Genomic DNA, 17,877 nt, shown 5'->3' on the forward strand with positions numbered 1-17,877 from the left:
CCGCGCGGTGGTGCGGGCCGGCCGCGCGGACCCGGCGGGCAGCGGCGGCGACCCCGCCCCGGCCGCGCTCGTACGCCGCTGCTACCGCACCTCCCGCGTCCTGCGCGGGGCGCTCCGGGAGAACACCCACTACCGCGCGGTCGCCGCCGGACTCCTCGCCCTGCGCGACCGCTTCCCGCTGCCCGAAAGCGTCCCGGTCACGGTCCTCGCGGCGTACGACGGCAGGGGCGGACGCGGTGCGACGCGCTGGCTGGAGCGTCAGCGCGGCCTCGCGAGCACCCTCGGCGCCCGCTTCGAAGTCGCCGAGACCTGCGGCCACTTGGTGATGCTGGACCGCCCGGACGCGGTGGTCCGGGCGGTCCTGGCGGCCGGCCGGGCGGCCCCGGTCAGGGACGGGGCGCCGCGCCCCGCGCCTTGAGCAGGTCGGCCATCAGCGCCAGCTCCGACTCCTGGGCGTCGACCATGCCCTGGGCCAGCGACCGCTCCGTGCCGACCTCGCAGCGGTCGGCGCAGCCCTGGGCCATCGTGACGCCGCCCTTGTGGTGGTCGGTCATCAGCTGGAGGTAGAGGATCTCCGCCTGCTTGCCGTCCGCCTCGCGGAGCTTCGCCAGCTCGGCCCTGGTCGCCATGCCGGGCATGAGCGACCCGTCACGCACCTCGTGCGCTCCGTGCGACCCGTGCCCGCCCTGCTCCGGGCCGCCCTCGGCCATCCAGGCCATCGGCTCGTCCGAGGAGACCTTCGGCAGACCCCACAGGTCCAGCCAGCCGAGCATCATGCCCCGCTGGTTCGCCTGCGTGTTGGCGATGTCGTACGCCAGCCTGCGCACCTCTTCGTCCTTCGTGCGGTCGCGCACGATGAACGACATCTCCACCGCCTGCTGGTGATGCACCGACATGTCCCGTGCGAAGCCCGCGTCCGCGGAATCCTCGCCAGGCGTACGGGACGCCGCGGAAGCGCCACTGCCGCCGTCGTTCCCGTTCCCGGCGGCGACCGTGACAGCCCCCGCCGCGAAGAGCATCGCCAGCACGACGGCGGTGACGGCTGCCCAGTACGTACGGGTCATCACTGAGCCATTCCACCCGTGCACGCCGCACCGGGCTCGGGCGTCTGCGGCCCCTGCACGTACTTCGTGAAGAACTGGTCGACCCGCGGGTCCGTGGCGCTGTCCACGGTCACCTGCTTGCCCCACGCGCTGAGCATGAGCGCACCGGCCTGGTCCTTGACCGGGCTCATCAGCGAGTACGGGGTCTTGCCGACCTTCTCGGCGAGCTTCTTGACGTCGGCGTCGGACGCCTTGTCGTTGTACGTCACCCACACCGCGCCGTGCTCCAGCGAGTGCACCGCGTTGACCTTGGGGATTTCCTTCTTGTAGAGGTCCCCCTCGCAGTTCATCCAGACCTGCGAGTGGTCCCCGCCCACCGGTGGCGTCATCGGGTAGGAGACGTCCTTGGTCACGTGGTTGCGCCCGAGCTTCTTGGCGTCCCAGGACTTCTCGCTCTTCACGGGCGCCTTGGCCTGGGCGACCTTCTGTTCCTTCTTCTCCGACTCCTGGAGGAAGACGTACGAGCCGAATCCGACCAGTCCGGCCACGACGACCGCGCTGATGCTGATCGTGATGATCCGGTTTCTGCGCTCGCGTGACTGCTCGGCGCGGCGCATCTCCTCTATTCGGGCTTTGCGTGACGCGCTGGCGGTCTTGTTGGAAGCCATGGTGTAAGTCCTTCGCCTGCTGAGAGGGGGGTGGGGAAAAGCGGAAGTCCCGGCTGCGGGCGGCCCGGCTACGTCCGCATCACCTGAAGGACATGGCGCCCCGGCGCACGGGGAAGCACCCCGGCGCCGCGTACCGGATCAGCGCCGGCCGGCGGTGCGAAGTACTGCGGCTCGGCGGCCACCGGCGTGGCCGGCGGCGGCGCGGTGAGCACGGCGGGGGACAGGTGCGGGAAGGCGCCGCAGTGCTGGGAGTCGTACGGGCAGATGTACGCGGGCCCGTCCTGCGCGGGAGCGGCGGCCGTCGCGGCGGCGACGGGCCCGTGCTGCTCCCGGGGCTCGGAACCGGCACCCAGACAGAAAAAGACCGCGGTGAGCAGCGTCGCCACGGCGCTCAGCAGCGCCGTGGGACGTCTTGTGCGCCCTGTGCGCCCGGTGCGGGATTGCCGCCGTCCCCCCATGGGCGGAAATCGTAGTGTGCGGCGGCGCTCCGTACGCCCTGCGGGCCGCATCCGTCGCATCCAGTGGGGCGGATGTTTTGTGCCCCGGCGACCGGCAACCCGTCCGTCATGGTGCAAATCGGATACACGATGATGACTGAGCAGGCCGGGCCCCGCGACCTGGTCGACCATGTGGTCGCCGCGGAGCGGGCCGGCTTCGACTTCTCCGTGACCTCGGACCACTACTTCCCGTGGCTGGCCGAACAGGGGCACGCCCCGTACGCGTGGAGCGTCCTCGGCGCGGCGGCGCAGGCAACCTCCCGCATCCCCCTGATGACGTATGTGACCTGCCCGACCGTCCGCTACCACCCCGCCGTCGTCGCCCAGAAGGCCGCGACCACGCAGCTGCTCGCCGAAGGCCGGTTCCGGCTCGGCCTCGGCTCGGGCGAGAACCTCAACGAGCACGTCGTCGGTGCGGGCTGGCCCGCCGCGCACGTCCGCCTGGAGATGCTGGAGGAGGCCGTGGAGATCATCCGCGCGCTGTTCGCCGGCGGCGACGTGAGCCACCACGGCACGCACTACGACGTCGAGAACGCCCGGCTCTGGGACCTGCCCGACCAGCTCCCGCCGATCGGCATCGCCGTCTCCGGCGAACGGTCCTGCGAGCTCGCGGGCCGCCTCGGCGACCTGGTCATCGCCACCGAACCCAAGAGCGAACTCCTGGACGCCTTCGACCGCCACGGCGGCAGCGGAAAGCCGCGGGTCGGGCAGCTGCCCGTCTGCTTCGACACCGACCGGGACGCGGCGGTCGAGCGGGCGCACGAGCAGTTCCGCTGGTTCGGCGGCGGCTGGAAGGTCAACTCCGAGCTGCCCGGGCCCGCCGGATTCGCGGGGGCCACCCAGTTCGTACGGCCCGAGGACGTCGCCGACTCCATTCCGTGCGGCTCGGACGTCGAGACGTTCGTCGAGGCGGTACGGCCGTACGCCGAGGCGGGCTTCACTCAGATCGCCCTGGTCCAGGTCGGCGGCGAGCACCAGCGGCCGTTCATCGACTGGGCGGAGAAGACGCTGCTGCCGGCTCTGCGCGACGCGCTCTGAACCAGGGCGGTCGTACGCCGGTCGTCAGCGCGGAGCGGACCTGTGGGCCAGCGTGAAGGAGTGCCCGGCCGGATCGGAGTACACGCGTTCGTCGCGCGGTCCGCTGTTGTTCTTCGTGTCCACGGGCCGCGCGCCGAGGCTCACGGCCTCGCGCTCCGCCTCGTCCATGTCGCCGCGCTCCACCAGAATGCGCAGGTGGGCCTGCTGGGAGTCGTCCGGACGCGGCCAGCTGGGCGGCGCGTAACCGTGGTCCCTTCGAATCGCCATGCAGACGCCCTGGTGGCCCACGACCTCGACGAAGTCCGGGTTGGTCCCCACCCGGACCTCCGCGTCGAGCAGGCCGGCGTAGAACTCCGCCAGCACCTCGGGTTCGGCGCAGTCCAGGACCAGAACGCTCTGTTTCGCGACCGTCATGTGCTCTCCCCAGTTGTCCGCGGCGGGCCGGACGGCCCATGACCCGCGTACCCAGCGGGTGCGACGGCACACGGACCGTCACGGAGCGCCGGGCCGATGGCATTACGGCCCAGGGAGCGGGTACCCGCTGCTCGCTGTCTCCGGTCGCGCTCGGGATCCCGGCGGGTGAGCCTGGGGATCGGCGACGACGAGAGAAAGAAGCCTCACAGTGAACAGCACGGAACACCCCGGAACGCAGGTCCTGGTGGAACTCACGGGCAGCTCCAAGGAGGACGCCAACGCCGTCTTCGGCGCGCTGTGCACCGCCTTCGAGTCGGACCGCAAGGCCGACGAGGAACTGCACAACGGCATGGACGGACGCCCGATGGTGTGGAGCGCGACGTACGACGTGTTCGACGTCCGGGAGCAGGCCGCCCCCGCACGCCTGACGGCGCCGGTGACCGTCACGCTCCAGGGCGGCTACCGCGCGGTGGACCGGGTACGTGAGCAGCTCCAGTCCGCCTTCGCCGTGCGCGAGGAGGGTTCGGCCTCCGGCGACCAGGAGAAGGAGCTCCAGCTGCGCCTGGAGAGCGGGCCCGGGACATCGCCATGACGGACGGGGGCGGGACGGGCGAGACACCGGAGACGAACCTGCTCCGGGGGCGCCACGAGACCGAGGAAGAGCGGGCGGACCGGCTCTGGGTGGAGCTGCTCCAGGAACTGCGGGTCGCGCAGACCGGCGTACAGATCCTCTTCGGCGTCCTGCTGACCGTCGTCTTCCAGCCCCGTTTCACCGATCTGTCCTCGACCGACAAGGACATCTACGTCGTCACGGTCGTGCTGGGGGCGGCGACGGTGGGCGCGCTCGTCGGCCCTGTGTCCTTCCACCGCCTGGTCACCGGACGCCGGATCAAGCCGCAGACGGTCCTGTGGGCGTCGAGGCTGACCGTCGTCGGACTGGTGCTGATGCTCGGCACGATGGCGTCCGCGCTGCTGCTGATCCTGCGTGTGGCGAGGCATGACGCCACCGCGCTGTGGCTGGTCGGCGGCCTGGTGCTGTGGTTCGTCCTGTGCTGGTTCGTGCTGCCCGCCTGGGCCCGGTACGCCAGTGCGGGCAGGAACTGACCGAAGCCACTTCCTGCCCGCACCTGGTACGAATCCTGCCGTGCTGCCGTGCCGCTGTGCTTACGCGGCGCCGCCGCGGCTGCCGCCCGCGCTGCTGCCGCCGTAGGACCGGCGGCGCGCCTGCGCCGGAGCGCTGCGGCGCCCGCGCTGCGAGGACGCGCTGCGGGCCGGGCGCTCCCTGACCGGCGACGAGATGGTGACGGGCACGCCCGAGGGCGCCTGCGCACCGGTGATGCGGGTCAGCTCGGCGTCGCCGGAGCGGACCTGGGCCGTCTGCGGGGTGATGCCCGCGGCCTGCATCAGGCGGGACATCTCGCGGCGCTGGTTGGGCTGCACCAGCGTGACGACGCTGCCGGACTCGCCCGCGCGGGCGGTACGGCCGCCGCGGTGCAGGTAGTCCTTGTGGTCGGTCGGCGGGTCGACGTTCACGACGAGGTCGAGGTTGTCGACGTGGATGCCGCGGGCCGCGACATTGGTCGCCACCAGCACGGTCACGTGGCCGCTCTTGAACTGGTCGAGCGTGCGCGTACGCTGCGGCTGCGACTTCCCGCCGTGCAGCGCGGCCGCCCGTACACCACTCGCCAGCAGGTCCCGGGTCAGCCGGTCGACCGCGTGCTTGGTGTCCAGGAACATGATCACCTTGCCGTCGCGGGCCGCGATCTCGGTGGCCGTGGCCTGCTTGTCGGCGGGGTGGACGTGCAGCAGGTGGTGCTCCATCGTCGTGACGGCGCCCTGCGCGGCGTCGACCGAGTGGACCACCGGGTCGGTCAGGTAGTTGCGTACCAGCTTGTCGACATTGCGGTCCAGGGTGGCCGAGAACAGCATCGTCTGGCCCTCGGGCGCGACCTGCTGGAGCAGCTCGGTGACCTGCGGCATGAAGCCCATGTCGGTCATCTGGTCGGCCTCGTCCAGCACCGTGATCTTCACCTGGTCCAGGCGGCAGTCACGGCGGTCGATGAGGTCCTTGAGCCGGCCCGGGGTCGCCACGACGACCTCGGCGCCGGTGCGCAGCGCGCCGGCCTGGCGGCCGATCGACATACCGCCGACGACCGTGGCGACGCGCAGCCGCACGGCGCGGGCGTACGGCGTCAGGGCGTCGGTGACCTGCTGGGCGAGCTCACGGGTCGGTACGAGCACCAGGGCCAGCGGCTGACGCGGCTCGGCGCGCTTTCCGGCCGTCCTGGCCAGCAGCGCGAGCCCGAAGGCGAGGGTCTTGCCGGAGCCGGTGCGTCCACGGCCCAGGACATCGCGGCCGGTCAGCGTGTTCGGCAGGGTGGCGGCCTGGATCGGGAACGGCACGGTCACGCCCTGGGCGGTGAGCGCCGCCAGCAGGGGCGCGGGCATGTCCAGCTCGCCGAAGGCCTCGACCGCGGGCAGCGCCGGCGTGGTGCTGACCGGAAGGGCGAATTCACCCTGCGGCGCGGAGGAGCGGCGCTGGGGGGAGCGGCCGGAGGAGCCGGAGGAGCGGTTGGGCGCCGCGGGGCGGAAGCGCTCGCCGCGGTCGCTGGTGCGGCCGGCGTAGTTGCCGCCGGCGCGGGTACGGGAAAATCGTTCACGGTCGTTCGAACGTGCTGCGCGGTTCATCTGAACCCTCCTCGATGGGCACGTATCGAGGAATTCCGGGCAGCAGTGACCGAGTGAGTGACTGCCGCAAGGAATCGCAAGAACGAGCCGGTAATTAAAAAGCCGAAATGAAGCCGGTGAAAAGGTTTGAAACTCTTTTGCCGGGAGCTTCGAAGTGGCTGCAGTGCCGCACAAAGAAAGTGCGGATGTGGCGGGGCGACGAGAATCGTGGCCGACCGCTCATGAGTCGGTCGCACGATAGGGGCGACCGAGTCGGGGCAACGATTCAAAGCAACGAGACGGGGCCCGCACCCTCAGGTGCGGGCCCCGACCGTGTAGTACGCGTCAGCGTCAGGCGGGAACGATGTTCTCGGCCTGCGGGCCCTTCTGGCCCTGCGTGACGTCGAAGGTCACCTTCTGGCCTTCCTGAAGCTCACGGAAGCCCTGGGTGGCGATGTTGGAGTAGTGGGCGAAGACGTCAGCGCCGCCACCCTCCTGCTCGATGAAGCCGAAACCCTTTTCGGCGTTGAACCACTTCACGGTGCCAGAAGCCATGTCATTCTCCTTTGGAGCAGTGCCGGAGCCGCCCTGTGCGGACTCCGAGTCGCGTTGCCGCGATGATTGCCCCGTCCGGAACAAAGCACCGGAAATACGAAAGTGCGCCCGCAACAGGTGAGTCACGGGAGCACTTGAAGTTTGGGAACCACAACTGCAACTGAGATCAACAGTAGCACGGTGCGGCGGACGCGCCAGAGGTCTTTCGTCACATCCGCCGTGGTGCCATAAACCCTCCACGCGCGCCGCTTTAAAATCTGCAGTTTCCGCACTAGGTATTTTGCTCGCGCAGTTGCTCGTTCATGCGCAGGGCGTCTTCCAGCTGGTCCTCAAGGATGACGATCCGGCAGGCGGCGTCGATGGGGGTGCCCTGGTCGACCAGTTCACGGGCCCGGGCGGCGACGCGCAGCTGATACCGGGAGTAACGCCGGTGGCCGCCCTCGGAGCGCAGCGGGGTGATCAGCCGCGCATCGCCGATGGCCCGCAGGAACGCGGGGGTGGTGCCGATCATCTCGGCGGCCCGGCCCATGGTGTAGGCGGGGAAGTCGTCGTCGTCGAAGCGGTCGGCCTTGGTGGTCCGATGGGTTTGGGCGGTCACTTGCACCATCTTCTGTAGCGCTCGGGGCGGACACTACGAGTGTGGCATGTCTGCTCCGGCCGTGGCAGATTTTCCTCCGCCGGCGCCCCAGCATGGGGCAGTCCCGGCGTGCCGTGGGCACTATGGGGGAAGCGGGCGGGGTAGCGGACACGGGCGTTCACCCGCACGGCGCCGGATGTAGATCCCAGGGGCCGCAATGTGTTGGAAACCGTGTGGTGGGATGCTCGGGTGCCCCGACGTGCGCCCGAGGCGTGGGAGCAGGCGGCTTGACCGGCAAGGATGGGTAGGAAGACCAGATGGATAAGCAGCAGGAATTTGTGCTCCGTACGCTGGAGGAGCGCGACATCCGGTTCGTACGCCTGTGGTTCACCGACGTACTCGGCTTCCTGAAGTCGGTTGCGGTGGCCCCGGCCGAGCTTGAGCAGGCGTTCGACGAGGGCATCGGCTTCGACGGCTCCGCGATCGAGGGCTTCGCCCGCGTATACGAGTCGGACATGATCGCCAAGCCGGACCCGGCCACCTTCCAGATCCTTCCGTGGCGGGCCGAGGCCCCCGGCACGGCCCGGATGTTCTGCGACATCCTGATGCCGGACGGCTCGCCGTCCTTCGCGGATCCCCGGTACGTACTGAAGCGCATCCTCGCCAAGACCTCGGACCTCGGCTTCACCTTCTACACGCACCCCGAGATCGAGTTCTTCCTGCTGAAGAACAAGCCCCTCGACGGCACCCGGCCGACGCCGGCCGACAACTCGGGCTACTTCGACCACACCCCGCAGAACGTCGGCATGGACTTCCGCCGCCAGGCGATCACCATGCTCGAATCCATGGGGATCTCGGTCGAGTTCAGCCACCACGAGGGCGCCCCCGGCCAGCAGGAGATCGACCTCCGTTACGCCGACGCGCTCTCGACGGCCGACAACATCATGACGTTCCGCCTGGTCATGAAGCAGGTGGCCCTCGAACAGGGCGTACAGGCGACCTTCATGCCGAAACCGTTCTCCGAGTTCCCCGGCTCCGGCATGCACACCCACCTCTCCCTCTTCGAGGGCGACCGCAACGCGTTCTACGAGTCGGGCTCGGAGTACCAGCTCTCCAAGGTCGGCCGCTCCTTCATCGCGGGCCTGCTCAAGCACGCCGCGGAGATCTCCGCCGTCACCAACCAGTGGGTGAACTCGTACAAGCGCATCTGGGGCGGCTCCACCCGCACGGCCGGCTCCGGCGGCGAGGCGCCCTCGTACATCTGCTGGGGCCACAACAACCGCTCCGCGCTGATCCGCGTCCCCATGTACAAGCCGGGCAAGACCGGCTCGGCGCGCGTCGAGGTCCGCTCGATCGACTCGGGCGCGAACCCGTACCTGACGTACGCCGTCCTGCTCGCCGCCGGCCTCAAGGGCATCGAGGAGGGCTACGAGCTCCCGCCGGGCGCCGACGACGACGTCTGGGCCCTGTCCGACGCCGAGCGCCGCGCGATGGGCATCGAGCCGCTCCCGCAGAACCTCGGCGAGGCCATCGCCCTGATGGAGCGCAGCGAACTGGTCGCCGAGACGCTCGGCGAGCACGTCTTCGACTTCTTCCTGCGCAACAAGAAGCAGGAGTGGGAGGAATACCGCTCCGAGGTCACCGCCTTCGAGCTGCGGAAGAACCTGCCGGTGCTGTAGGCGCGCGGGTGGGGATGACGGGAGAGGCCCGCGGTCAGTGACCGCGGGCCTCTCATGTGCGTCGTCTCTGCCAGCGGTGGGCGGTGGCCGCATCGGTTCCGGGTTTACAGGGCCAGCGTGTGCAGGTGGCGTGGTTCGAGTACCTGGGTGCCGTAAGCGTGGACAGTGGCGCGCAGGGCGGTGACGGCGTCCTTGCTGATGCTGTCGGGCAGGTTGGGGGAGAGGAGCGACGTGAGCATGTCGTCGTGGTGGCTCGGTACGACGACGGGAGGTCTGCCGAGCACCTCCATGGCCCGTTCCACGTAGCGGTGCACCGCGGCATGTCCGCTGACGCCGAGCACCAGTACGTCGGGGCGGGCGCCTTCGAGCTCCCGTTCGGTGAGGTTCGCGGTACCGCTGAGGAACATCACCCGCAGCCGGTCGCCCACGGTGACCTGGTAGGCCAGTGTCCCGCCCTCGCGCATGTCGCCCAACGTGCGGACGTGGCGCGGTGGATCGGTCAGGGTGCCTGGTGCGAAGAAGCCGTGACTGCCGTACTGGCTGTGCAGACTGCGGAACACCTCAACGGTGTACGCGGGCGGTTGAGCGGTCGGACCCGCCGGGAACCGCAACACTTCACCGCCGCTGACCACGAGGCATTCGTCCACGCGTTTGCGCTGCGTACCCATGGCGCGCAGCAGGTGCCAGCTGGTCTCCCCGCACAGTGTGCGGATCGAATGGTCGCGCCACTGACGGCGGTTGAGCAGGTGCGGGACATCGAGCAAGTGGTCGAAATGCCCGTGCGTGACGAGCATCAGCTCCGGCGCTTCGGGAAGGTGGCGGCCGACGATCGTCTCGATGGTCGAACTGTCCGGCTCCAGCCGCCTGTCCGGGTCGATGGCGCTGCCGCCCGGCACGCGGTATTCCTGGCGGGAGAGATAGGGGTCGACCAGGATGCGGCGTCCGTCGAAAGCCAGCTCCCAGCCTGCTACGCCCAGCCAGCGCAGCGAGACATCGCTGTCGCCGCGTCGCCGCCGTCTCGGCTCGCCCGTTGCGGCGGACGCCGTGCCCGTACCCACTCCAAGGGCCAGGCCGGCAGCCGTTCCCGCCACCGCACCCCGCAGTAATCCGCGCCGTCCGACTCCGTCACCGGTTTCGCATGAACCACACATGAACCCTCAGTTCGTTGATCGTAAGGATTGTCTGATCAAGGACGCGGCGAGCGAGCCCGCCGGTTGCCGGGCGTAACCGGGAAAAGCTGGTGTGGTCGGAGCGGTGGCGGTGGGAGGGTGCGTGGATGAATCGATCGCTGATATCGCGGCTGGCCCATGCCAGTCATCCCGTCGCCGCCCCGCTCGACGACGAGTCCGTACGCCGGCTGCTCGGGCGGGCCGTGGTCCGGGGGGACGAGCGGCTGCTCGATCTGGGGTGCGGGCAGGCCGAATGGCTCGTACGGGCGCTGGTGGCGCATCCGGAGGCGACGGCCGTGGGGGTCGACGTATCGAAGGACGCTCTGGCGGAGGCGCGGAAGCAGGCCGACGGGCGCGGGGTCGGCGAGCGGCTGGTGCTGCGTGAGGAGGATGCCGGGGCGTTCGCGTCCGGGCGGGGTTTCGACGTGGTGATGAGCGTGGGGGCCACGCACGCCTTCGGCGGGCTGATGGGCACACTTGCCACAGCTCGCCGGCATCTCGCGCCGGGCGGGAGGGTGCTCGTCGGTGACGCGTACTGGGAGGCGGAACCCGGCGCCGAGGCGCGGCGGACGCTCGGTGAGTACGAGGACCTGGCGACCACCGTTGACCGGGTGGTCGCGGACGGCTGGACGCCGGTGTTCGGGCACTGCAGCAGCCGCCAGGAGCTGGACGACTACGAGTGGCACTGGACGGGCGCTCTCGCCGAATGGGCCCTGGACCACCCCGGCGATCCCGGCAGCCAGGAGGCCCTCGCGGCGGCGGACCGGCATCGGTCCGAGTGGCTGCACGGATATCGCGACTGCTTCGGCTTTCTCACGGTGGTGCTGCGGCCCACCACTCCGTAGCGGGTACGACGCCGGCTTCTCGGCCTGGTACGGCACTCACCCGAGTGGGACCATTTGGGTGAACGCCCGATTAACCCCATCAAGGGGGCGAAATGTCAGCGATCAAGGAAACTATTGACATAGCGCGCCGCCCCGAAGACGTCTTCTCCTACGTGACCGACCCTTCCCACCTTCCCGAATGGCAGGCGAGCGCGGTGTCGGTGCGCCAGGTGGACGACGCGCCTCTGGCCGTGGGCTCGCGCGTTGTGGTGACCCGGAGGATCGGTCGTCGGGAAATCCCGATGACCATGCAGGTCGACGAGCTGGAAGCCCCGCGGAGCTGGCACATGCACGGTATCGACGGCCCCGTCAGAGGGGATGTGACCGGCACGATCGAGCCGCTCGGGGACGGTGAGCGCTCGCGCCTGACCCTGTCCCTCGACTTCGAGGCGCACGGGATCGGGAAGCTGCTCGTTCCGCTCGTCGTCCGCCCGAATGTGCGCAAGGAGATGCCGCGGAACGAGGAGCGGCTGAAGGCCCTCCTTGAGGGGAGTGCGACCTGAAGACCGTCCGGGCTGTCCGGGTCAGCTGAAGAGCCAGCGGGTCTGGCTGTAGACACCCTTGCCGAAGCCGAAAGCCGCGACGGGCGCGACGCGGAACACCACCGCGCGGTCACCCTCGTGGGAGAACGCCCCGTCGCGTACGTCGAAGTGCCAGTCCGGGCCGTACTTCGCCTCGTACGCCGCGGCCAGGCGCCGCAGGCGCGACTCGTCCTTCTCCCACACCGCTTTGCCCTCGACCACCAGGTCGAAGCCCTCGCGCAGGGTGTTGGCGCCGGTGGTGAGGGCGACGTGCGGGTTGGTCGCGAGGTTCTTCGCCTTGCGTTCCGCCGGGCCCGTACAGAAGTGCAGGGCTTCGTCCTGCCAGACGGCCAGCAGGGGGGTGACGTGCGGGCGGCCGTCCGGTCGTACGGTCGTCAGCCAGAACAGCTCGGCCTGTTCGAGGCGCGTCACCGCTTCCGACCAGGGGGTGGCGCGGGCGTTCTCGTCGCTGTAGCGGCCGTCCAGGTCGGTGCGCGGTTCCGGAGTGTGCTGGTCCCCGCCGCCCAGGTGGTCGTCCATGGTGGTTGCCCTCTCGCTCGCGGCCTGTCTTTCCTCCATTACCTCTCAGGAAGACAGACCGTGAGCGGCAGCGAAACTCAGCGGCACCCCAGCGGCCTCAGCGGACGTCCGCCGCCGGCCTGCTCGTGACCGGCGCCGGGCCCACCGGCTGCCAGCCGGAGGCGTCGCTTCCGGTCCAGTAGAGGCGGCCGTCCAGCGCCACCGCCGCGACGGAGGTGTTGCCCGCCGCGTCCGTGGTGGACGCGGGAGCGCCGCCGAAGAGGAAGCTGCCCCGGTTCCAGCGCGGTACGCCGGCCCGCCCCGGCGGGAGGACGGCCGTGCCGAGCAGGCCCGAGCCGTCCCGCGCCGCCAGCAGCCCGCCGGCGGCGCTCACCGGGCCGAAGCCCGCCCGGCCGCCGAGGTCGGTGACCGCGTCCGTCGGCGCCGCGGCGGTCACCGCGCCCGCGGACGCCCCCGCGGCGAAGCGGACGGCGAGGACCGTGCCGGAACCGGGCTTGCGGAAGTACAGACGTACGCCGTCACCGTCCGGACGGACCGTCGGGGGCACCGGCGTCGCGGGCAGGGCGGCGGGAACGGGGCCGCGCAAGGGGGCGCCGGGGGAGTCCTGGGTCCAGACGACGGTCGACGTGAGGGTCTGCGCGAAGACGTAACCGCGGCCCTGGCTGTCGACGGCCGCCGCCGGGTCGCCGAACACCTGCTGACCGCCGAGCGCCCGCCACGGGGCCCAGCTCCCGTCGGGCAGCTGCGTACGGGAGCTGAGTGCGTGGCCGCCGTCACGCAGGTAGACCGTCGCGCGGCCCTCGCGGTCCACCGTCACCGCAGGGGCACTGATGTCCAGGGAATCGGGCGCCTGGGGGGAGTGCGGCATGCCGAGGGACTGCCAGGGGCCGAAGGGGCCGCCCACGGAGCTCTGTACGGCGGTGACGACGTCCCTGCGGTAGCCGACCGGACCCTCGAACGAGGTGCGGGTGCCGAAGAGGGCTATGCGGCCGTCGGGCAGCTTCTCGGAGGTGATGCCGCTGTCCAGGCCGGTCCCGCCGAGCAGTGTCGGACCGGTCCACGCGGGCTCCGGCTCCGACCGGGCGCCGGGCCGGGACCCGGCCCGGGAGCCGTCCTTCGTGCCCGGCTCCCGGTGCCAGACCGCGAGGCGCGTGTCCAGAACCGAGAACGCCCACAGCTCGCCCTCGCGCGCGCCGCTCTGGAGCCACGAGGTGCTGTTGTTGCGCGAGTGGCGGATGCCGTACACCCAGCCGGGGCCCGTGGGCCGCCCCGCCACCTTGCGGTCGCCGCAGCCGGCCTCCGCGTCGCAGTAGTTGTTGGGGTAGTCGGTCCAGGCGTACGTCTTCAGCGTGTCCAGCTTCTCCCGCACGGCTTCCGGGCCCAGGACGTGCGGGAGGCTGCCGTTGAGGTAGCCGAGGTAGTTCTGGACGGTGAAGTGCGGGTGTTTGCCCGTCTTGCCGTACTCGGTGAGCGCCAGCTGGGCGAAGCGGGCGCCGTACATGTGGTCCTGGTGGTCGGGGAGTATGTGCGGCGTGGACTCGCGCCCGTTCGTCGGGTCGAGCATCCGTAGATGCGTCGGCTGGAAGCGCTTCAGCAGCCCGGTGATCGTCTGGACGACCTGGTCCCTGGTGTACGAGAAGTTCTCCGTGACCGGGGTGCCGGACGACAGCTCCGACCCCAGGGTCCGCACCTGGCCGTCCCACAGGCCGTGCAGGCTGTGCGGCCGGTTCGCGGCGCTGGCCCCCGCCTCGTGCAGCTGTATCCAGACCAGGCTGACCTCGGGACGCGCCTTCAGCGTGTCCAGCTCCGCCCAGCCGCCGCCGTCGGTGCGGATCGCGGAGCGCTGCCAGGGGCTGGTGCGGTCGCCGGTGGCCATCTCGGCGTACGCGGCACGTATGCCGTTCTGCCGGGCCTCGGCGTACCGCTCCTTGTCGGGGGCGGGCAGGGGGACGCCCCTGTTCTTGCCACCGCGGAAGGAGTTGACGCCGTCCGCCTCGCCCGCCGTCAGGTAGACCGAGGTCAGGCTGTGGCCGGTGCGTATCGACTGGCTCAGGTCGGGGTTCATGAAGAACAGGTCGTCGTCCGGGTGGGAGACGATCTGCATCACGGACTCACCCGCCGCGCGTACCGGCTCCGCCTCGCCCGTTCCCCGGCCCGTGTCCGCCGTGCCCGCGGTCACGGTCCTGGCCGCCTTGGGGCCGGAGGCCGCGAGGGGCACGGCGGGACGGGCGAGCTGGATGCCCGTCACCGTCAGCAGCAGGGTCGCGAGGACGACGCTGGGCAGAGCGCGGCGCGGCAGGCGAAAGGTACTACGGGCCCTGGGCGGCATAGGAACGGTGCTTTCGGTGTGCGGAGGTACGGCGTACGGGATGGGGTGCGCCCAGGACGGCGCTGATCATCGCGCAGACTGTGGAGCAGAAGTGAAGAGGGTTTCATGCAGGATCCGGTTCATCGGCGCCGAAAACCGGTGATGTTGCGGATCTCACTGGCCTTCTCCGTCACAGCCCATGTGGCAGCCGGGCCGTGGTACCTCCGGCCGTGGCCCCTCCCGCCGCTCCTGCGGATAGGCTCATGAGCCGGAGCTTGACCGGACGGGTTGTACGGACCGTGGGACAGCCGGAGCGGGAGGCAGAATGTCGGCGCCGGGGCGCAGGAGCAGTACCTTCACGCGGCTGCTGCGGCACGGTTTCACCGATCCGTCCGCCGCCGAGCGGCTGCTCGGCACGCCTGAGCTGGCCGCCGTACGCGGCAACCCGGTGCTCCTCGACGCGCTCGGCGCGACCGCCGATCCCGACCTGGCGCTGCTCGGGCTCGTACGGCTGGTGGAGGCCCAGGACGAGGGCGAGCGGCGCGTCTTCCTCGACACCCTCGTCAGCGCCAAGCCCATGCGTGACCGGCTGCTCGGGGTGCTCGGCGCGTCCGAGGCGCTCGGTGACCATCTGGCACGGCATCCGCGCGACTGGCACGCGCTCGTCATGTACGAGGCGGCGGACCTCCACCCCGGAATCGCCGAATTCGAGCGGTGTCTCGCCGATGCCACCGACCCGGTGTCGCTGAGGGTCGCGTACCGGCGCTGCCTGCTGTCGATCGCGGCCCGCGACGTGTGCGGTACGACCGATGTCGCGCAGGCCGCCGCCGAACTGGCCGACCTGGCGACCGCGACCCTGCGGTCCGCGCTCGCCATCGCCGGCAAGGCCGCTCCGGAGGACGCCGCCATGTGCCGGCTCGCCGTCGTCGCGATGGGCAAGTGCGGCGGTCACGAGCTGAACTACGTCTCCGACGTGGACGTGATCTTCGTGGCGGAGGCGGCGGACGGCGCCGACGAGGACAAGGCGCTGCGCGCCGCGACCCGGCTCGCCTCCCACCTCATGCGGATCTGCTCCGAGACGAACATCGAGGGCACGATCTGGCCGGTCGACGCGAATCTGCGGCCCGAGGGGCGCAACGGGCCACTGGTGCGGACGCTCTCCAGCCACCTCGCGTACTACCAGCGGTGGGCCAAGACGTGGGAGTTCCAGGCGCTGCTCAAGGCGCGGGCGGTCGCCGGCGACCTGGCGCTGGGTGAGGCGTACGTCAACGCCGTGTCGCCGCTCGTGTGGCAGGCCGCCGAGCGCGAGAACTTCGTCTCCGACGTACAGAAGATGCGCCGCCGCGTCGTCGACAACATTCCGGCCGCGCAGATCGACCGCGAGCTCAAGCTGGGGCCCGGTGGGCTGCGGGACGTCGAATTCGCCGTACAACTGCTCCAGCTGGTGCACGGGCGAAGCGACGCGACCCTGCACAAGGGGTCGACGCTGGGGGCGCTGGAGGCGCTGTCGGCGGGCGGGTACGTGGGGCGGGCGGACGCCGTGCAGCTCGACGAGGCGTACCGCTTCCTGCGCTCCATGGAGCACCGCATCCAGCTGTACCGGCTGCGCCGCACGCACCTCGTGCCGCAGGACGAGGCCGGTCTGCGGCGGCTCGGGCGCTCGCTCGGGCTGCGCACCGAGCCCGTAGCCGAGGTGAACCGGGCGTGGCGGCGGCACGCGTCGGTGGTGCGCCGGCTGCACGAGAAGATCTTCTACCGGCCGCTGCTCGACGCGGTCGCGCAGCTGGCGCCCGGCGAGATCCGGCTGAGCCCCAAGGCGGCGGGACAGCGCCTCGAAGCGCTCGGGTACGCCGATCCGGCCGCAGCGCTGCGGCACCTGGAGGCGCTCGCGTCCGGTGTGACGCGCAAGGCGGCCATCCAGCGGACGCTGCTGCCCGTGCTGCTGGGCTGGTTCGCGGACTCCGCCGACCCGGACGCCGGACTGCTGGGCTTCCGCAAGGTGTCCGACGCGCTGGGCAAGACGCCGTGGTACCTGCGGCTGCTGCGGGACGAGGGGGCGGCGGCGGAGAACCTGGCGCGCGTCCTGTCGGCGGGGCGGCTCGCCCCGGACCTGCTGCTGCGGGCGCCGGAGGCGGTGGCGCTGCTCGGCGACCCGGAGGGCCTGAAGCCGCGCGGGCGGGCGCATCTGGAGCAGGAGGTGCTGGCGGCGGTCGGGCGCGCGGACGGCGCGGAGGCGGCGGTGGCGGCGGCGCGCGGGGTGCGGCGGCGGGAGCTGTTCCGTACCGCCGCGGGCGACCTCATCGGATCGTACGGAACCGAGGAGAGCCCGGCGGAACAGGACCCCGGCGCGCTGGTCGACCGCGTCGGCAACGCCCTGACCGACCTGAACGCCGCCACGCTGGCCGGCGCGCTGCGGGCCGCTGTGCGCGCGCACTGGGGGGACAGGCTGCCGACCCGGTTCGCGGTCATCGGGATGGGGCGCTTCGGCGGGCACGAGCTGGGTTACGGGTCCGACGCGGACGTGCTCTTCGTGCACGAGCCGTGGGACGGCGTGGACGAGCAGGAGGCGGCGCGGGCGGCGAACACGGTCGTCGCCGAGATGCGGCGCCTGCTCCAACTCCCCACCTCCGACCCGCCGTTGCTGATCGACGCCGACCTGCGGCCGGAGGGCAAGAGCGGGCCGATGGCACGTACGCTCGCCTCCTACGCGGCGTACTACCGGCGGTGGTCGCTGGCCTGGGAGAGCCAGGCGCTGCTGCGCGCGGAGCCGATGGCGGGGGACGCGGACCTCGGGCGGCGGTTCGTCGAACTCGTCGATCCGCTGCGGTACCCGAAGGCGGGGCTCGGCGAGGACGCGGTGCGCGAGATCCGGCGGCTCAAGGCGCGCATGGAGTCCGAGCGGCTGCCACGCGGCGGGGACCCGACGCTGCACGCGAAGCTGGGGCGGGGCGGGCTGAGCGACGTCGAGTGGACGGTCCAGCTGATGCAGATGCGGCACGGCGCGACGGTGCCGGGCCTGCGGACCACGCGCACGCGCGACGCCCTCGCGGCGGCGCGAGAGGCGGACCTCATCGCGGCGGACGACGCGGCGGTCCTCGACGAGGCGTGGGTACTGGCGACGCGGGTGCGCAACGCGGTGATGCTGGTGCGGGGGAGGGCGGGCGACACGTTTCCCTCGGACGGGCGTGAACTGGGGGCGGTGGCGCGGTACTTGGGGTACGAGGCGGGGCATGTGGGGGACATGCTGGACGACTACCGGCGTACGACGCGGCGGGCTCGGGCGGTGGTTGAGGAGCGGTTCTACGGGGCGGCGTAGG

General features: G+C 71.1%; 18 protein-coding genes. 8 read left to right on the forward strand and 10 right to left on the reverse strand.

Annotated elements, in window-relative coordinates; all coding sequences use genetic code 11:
* A partial coding sequence (locus tag J7E91_RS24965) for an alpha/beta fold hydrolase (protein WP_374224776.1) occupies positions 1-418 on the forward strand: 418 nt, incomplete at its 5' end.
* On the opposite strand, the gene J7E91_RS24970 is transcribed toward J7E91_RS24965, so the two are convergent.
* From J7E91_RS24970 to J7E91_RS24980, 3 genes are all read right to left on the reverse strand, one after another.
* Entirely contained in the window at positions 387-1,064 is a 678-nt protein-coding gene (locus J7E91_RS24970; RefSeq protein WP_214908479.1) for a DUF305 domain-containing protein, read from the reverse strand. The two genes, J7E91_RS24965 and J7E91_RS24970, sit on opposite strands and share 32 nt — an antisense overlap.
* Positions 1,064-1,711, reverse strand: a complete 648-nt coding sequence (locus J7E91_RS24975; protein WP_214908481.1) for a DUF3105 domain-containing protein — start codon at positions 1,709-1,711, stop codon at positions 1,064-1,066. Before J7E91_RS24975 ends, J7E91_RS24970 begins: the two co-directional genes overlap by 1 nt.
* A gap of 68 nt (positions 1,712-1,779) precedes the next feature.
* Positions 1,780-2,097, reverse strand: a complete 318-nt coding sequence (locus J7E91_RS24980) for a hypothetical protein (protein WP_308377040.1) — start codon at positions 2,095-2,097, stop codon at positions 1,780-1,782.
* 180 nt (positions 2,098-2,277) lie between these two features.
* Here J7E91_RS24980 and J7E91_RS24985 point away from each other — a divergent pair, with 180 nt between their 5' ends.
* The gene (locus tag J7E91_RS24985) at positions 2,278-3,246 is read left to right on the forward strand and encodes an LLM class F420-dependent oxidoreductase (RefSeq protein ID WP_214908485.1); all 969 of its coding nucleotides are present in this window, start codon (positions 2,278-2,280) and stop codon (positions 3,244-3,246) included.
* A gap of 24 nt (positions 3,247-3,270) precedes the next feature.
* On the opposite strand, the gene J7E91_RS24990 is transcribed toward J7E91_RS24985, so the two are convergent.
* Positions 3,271-3,660 carry a VOC family protein gene (locus J7E91_RS24990; protein WP_214908488.1) on the reverse strand — a complete coding sequence of 130 codons (390 nt, stop codon included), beginning with the start codon at positions 3,658-3,660 and terminating at the stop codon, positions 3,271-3,273.
* 208 nt (positions 3,661-3,868) lie between these two features.
* Between J7E91_RS24990 and J7E91_RS24995 the strand changes: the two genes are divergently transcribed.
* Both J7E91_RS24995 and J7E91_RS25000 read left to right on the forward strand, forming a co-directional pair.
* On the forward strand, positions 3,869-4,252 hold the full coding sequence (locus J7E91_RS24995) for a hypothetical protein (RefSeq protein ID WP_214908491.1): 384 nt from the start codon (positions 3,869-3,871) through the stop codon (positions 4,250-4,252).
* Positions 4,249-4,764 carry a DUF6328 family protein gene (locus J7E91_RS25000; RefSeq protein WP_214908493.1) on the forward strand — a complete coding sequence of 172 codons (516 nt, stop codon included), beginning with the start codon at positions 4,249-4,251 and terminating at the stop codon, positions 4,762-4,764. The genes J7E91_RS24995 and J7E91_RS25000 overlap by 4 nt, the downstream gene beginning before the upstream one ends.
* Before the next feature lie 60 nt (positions 4,765-4,824).
* Here the strand turns inward: J7E91_RS25000 and J7E91_RS25005 are convergent, their stop codons facing one another.
* From J7E91_RS25005 to J7E91_RS25015, 3 genes are all read right to left on the reverse strand, one after another.
* The gene (locus J7E91_RS25005) at positions 4,825-6,348 is read right to left on the reverse strand and encodes a DEAD/DEAH box helicase (RefSeq protein ID WP_214908495.1); all 1,524 of its coding nucleotides are present in this window, start codon (positions 6,346-6,348) and stop codon (positions 4,825-4,827) included.
* A 330-nt stretch (positions 6,349-6,678) separates the two neighbouring features.
* Positions 6,679-6,882, reverse strand: a complete 204-nt coding sequence (locus tag J7E91_RS25010) for a cold-shock protein (protein ID WP_028811307.1) — start codon at positions 6,880-6,882, stop codon at positions 6,679-6,681.
* 271 nt (positions 6,883-7,153) lie between these two features.
* Positions 7,154-7,480, reverse strand: coding sequence for a MerR family transcriptional regulator (locus tag J7E91_RS25015; protein ID WP_374224777.1), 327 nt, complete (start codon positions 7,478-7,480; stop codon positions 7,154-7,156).
* 296 nt (positions 7,481-7,776) lie between these two features.
* Here J7E91_RS25015 and J7E91_RS25020 point away from each other — a divergent pair, with 296 nt between their 5' ends.
* Positions 7,777-9,138, forward strand: a complete 1,362-nt coding sequence (locus J7E91_RS25020) for a glutamine synthetase family protein (protein ID WP_028811309.1) — start codon at positions 7,777-7,779, stop codon at positions 9,136-9,138.
* Between the two features lie 104 nt (positions 9,139-9,242).
* On the opposite strand, the gene J7E91_RS25025 is transcribed toward J7E91_RS25020, so the two are convergent.
* Positions 9,243-10,229 carry an MBL fold metallo-hydrolase gene (locus J7E91_RS25025; protein ID WP_308377044.1) on the reverse strand — a complete coding sequence of 329 codons (987 nt, stop codon included), beginning with the start codon at positions 10,227-10,229 and terminating at the stop codon, positions 9,243-9,245.
* A 185-nt stretch (positions 10,230-10,414) separates the two neighbouring features.
* Here J7E91_RS25025 and J7E91_RS25030 point away from each other — a divergent pair, with 185 nt between their 5' ends.
* Entirely contained in the window at positions 10,415-11,152 is a 738-nt protein-coding gene (locus J7E91_RS25030; RefSeq protein ID WP_214908498.1) for a cyclopropane-fatty-acyl-phospholipid synthase family protein, read from the forward strand.
* Between the two features lie 92 nt (positions 11,153-11,244).
* Complete coding sequence (locus tag J7E91_RS25035) at positions 11,245-11,694, forward strand: SRPBCC family protein (RefSeq protein ID WP_214908499.1); 450 nt, start codon at positions 11,245-11,247, stop codon at positions 11,692-11,694.
* A 21-nt stretch (positions 11,695-11,715) separates the two neighbouring features.
* Here J7E91_RS25035 and J7E91_RS25040 read toward each other — a convergent pair whose 3' ends face one another.
* Together J7E91_RS25040 and J7E91_RS25045 are read right to left on the reverse strand one after the other, a co-directional pair.
* Positions 11,716-12,252 carry a pyridoxamine 5'-phosphate oxidase family protein gene (locus tag J7E91_RS25040; RefSeq protein ID WP_214908501.1) on the reverse strand — a complete coding sequence of 179 codons (537 nt, stop codon included), beginning with the start codon at positions 12,250-12,252 and terminating at the stop codon, positions 11,716-11,718.
* A 97-nt stretch (positions 12,253-12,349) separates the two neighbouring features.
* Entirely contained in the window at positions 12,350-14,581 is a 2,232-nt protein-coding gene (locus J7E91_RS25045; protein WP_214908503.1) for a PIG-L family deacetylase, read from the reverse strand.
* A 304-nt stretch (positions 14,582-14,885) separates the two neighbouring features.
* Here J7E91_RS25045 and J7E91_RS25050 point away from each other — a divergent pair, with 304 nt between their 5' ends.
* Positions 14,886-17,876, forward strand: a complete 2,991-nt coding sequence (locus J7E91_RS25050) for a bifunctional [glutamine synthetase] adenylyltransferase/[glutamine synthetase]-adenylyl-L-tyrosine phosphorylase (protein ID WP_214908505.1) — start codon at positions 14,886-14,888, stop codon at positions 17,874-17,876.
* Position 17,877 lies beyond the last annotated feature (1 nt).

The sequence above is a fragment of the Streptomyces sp. ISL-99 genome (assembly GCF_018614005.1).
GTDB lineage: Bacteria > Actinomycetota > Actinomycetes > Streptomycetales > Streptomycetaceae > Streptomyces > Streptomyces flavidovirens.

Coding starts and splice junctions, on each gene's coding strand:
- J7E91_RS24975 (WP_214908481.1), bottom strand. CDS start 1,711: ATGGCTTCCAACAAGACCGCCAGCGCGTCACGCAAAGCCCGAATAGAG.
- J7E91_RS25005 (WP_214908495.1), bottom strand. CDS start 6,348: ATGAACCGCGCAGCACGTTCGAACGACCGTGAACGATTTTCCCGTACC.
- J7E91_RS25020 (WP_028811309.1), top strand. CDS start 7,777: ATGGATAAGCAGCAGGAATTTGTGCTCCGTACGCTGGAGGAGCGCGAC.
- J7E91_RS24990 (WP_214908488.1), bottom strand. CDS start 3,660: ATGACGGTCGCGAAACAGAGCGTTCTGGTCCTGGACTGCGCCGAACCC.
- J7E91_RS25030 (WP_214908498.1), top strand. CDS start 10,415: ATGAATCGATCGCTGATATCGCGGCTGGCCCATGCCAGTCATCCCGTC.
- J7E91_RS25035 (WP_214908499.1), top strand. CDS start 11,245: ATGTCAGCGATCAAGGAAACTATTGACATAGCGCGCCGCCCCGAAGAC.
- J7E91_RS24970 (WP_214908479.1), bottom strand. CDS start 1,064: ATGACCCGTACGTACTGGGCAGCCGTCACCGCCGTCGTGCTGGCGATG.
- J7E91_RS25010 (WP_028811307.1), bottom strand. CDS start 6,882: ATGGCTTCTGGCACCGTGAAGTGGTTCAACGCCGAAAAGGGTTTCGGC.
- J7E91_RS25040 (WP_214908501.1), bottom strand. CDS start 12,252: ATGGACGACCACCTGGGCGGCGGGGACCAGCACACTCCGGAACCGCGC.
- J7E91_RS25045 (WP_214908503.1), bottom strand. CDS start 14,581: ATGCCGCCCAGGGCCCGTAGTACCTTTCGCCTGCCGCGCCGCGCTCTG.
- J7E91_RS24985 (WP_214908485.1), top strand. CDS start 2,278: ATGGTGCAAATCGGATACACGATGATGACTGAGCAGGCCGGGCCCCGC.
- J7E91_RS25000 (WP_214908493.1), top strand. CDS start 4,249: ATGACGGACGGGGGCGGGACGGGCGAGACACCGGAGACGAACCTGCTC.
- J7E91_RS25050 (WP_214908505.1), top strand. CDS start 14,886: ATGTCGGCGCCGGGGCGCAGGAGCAGTACCTTCACGCGGCTGCTGCGG.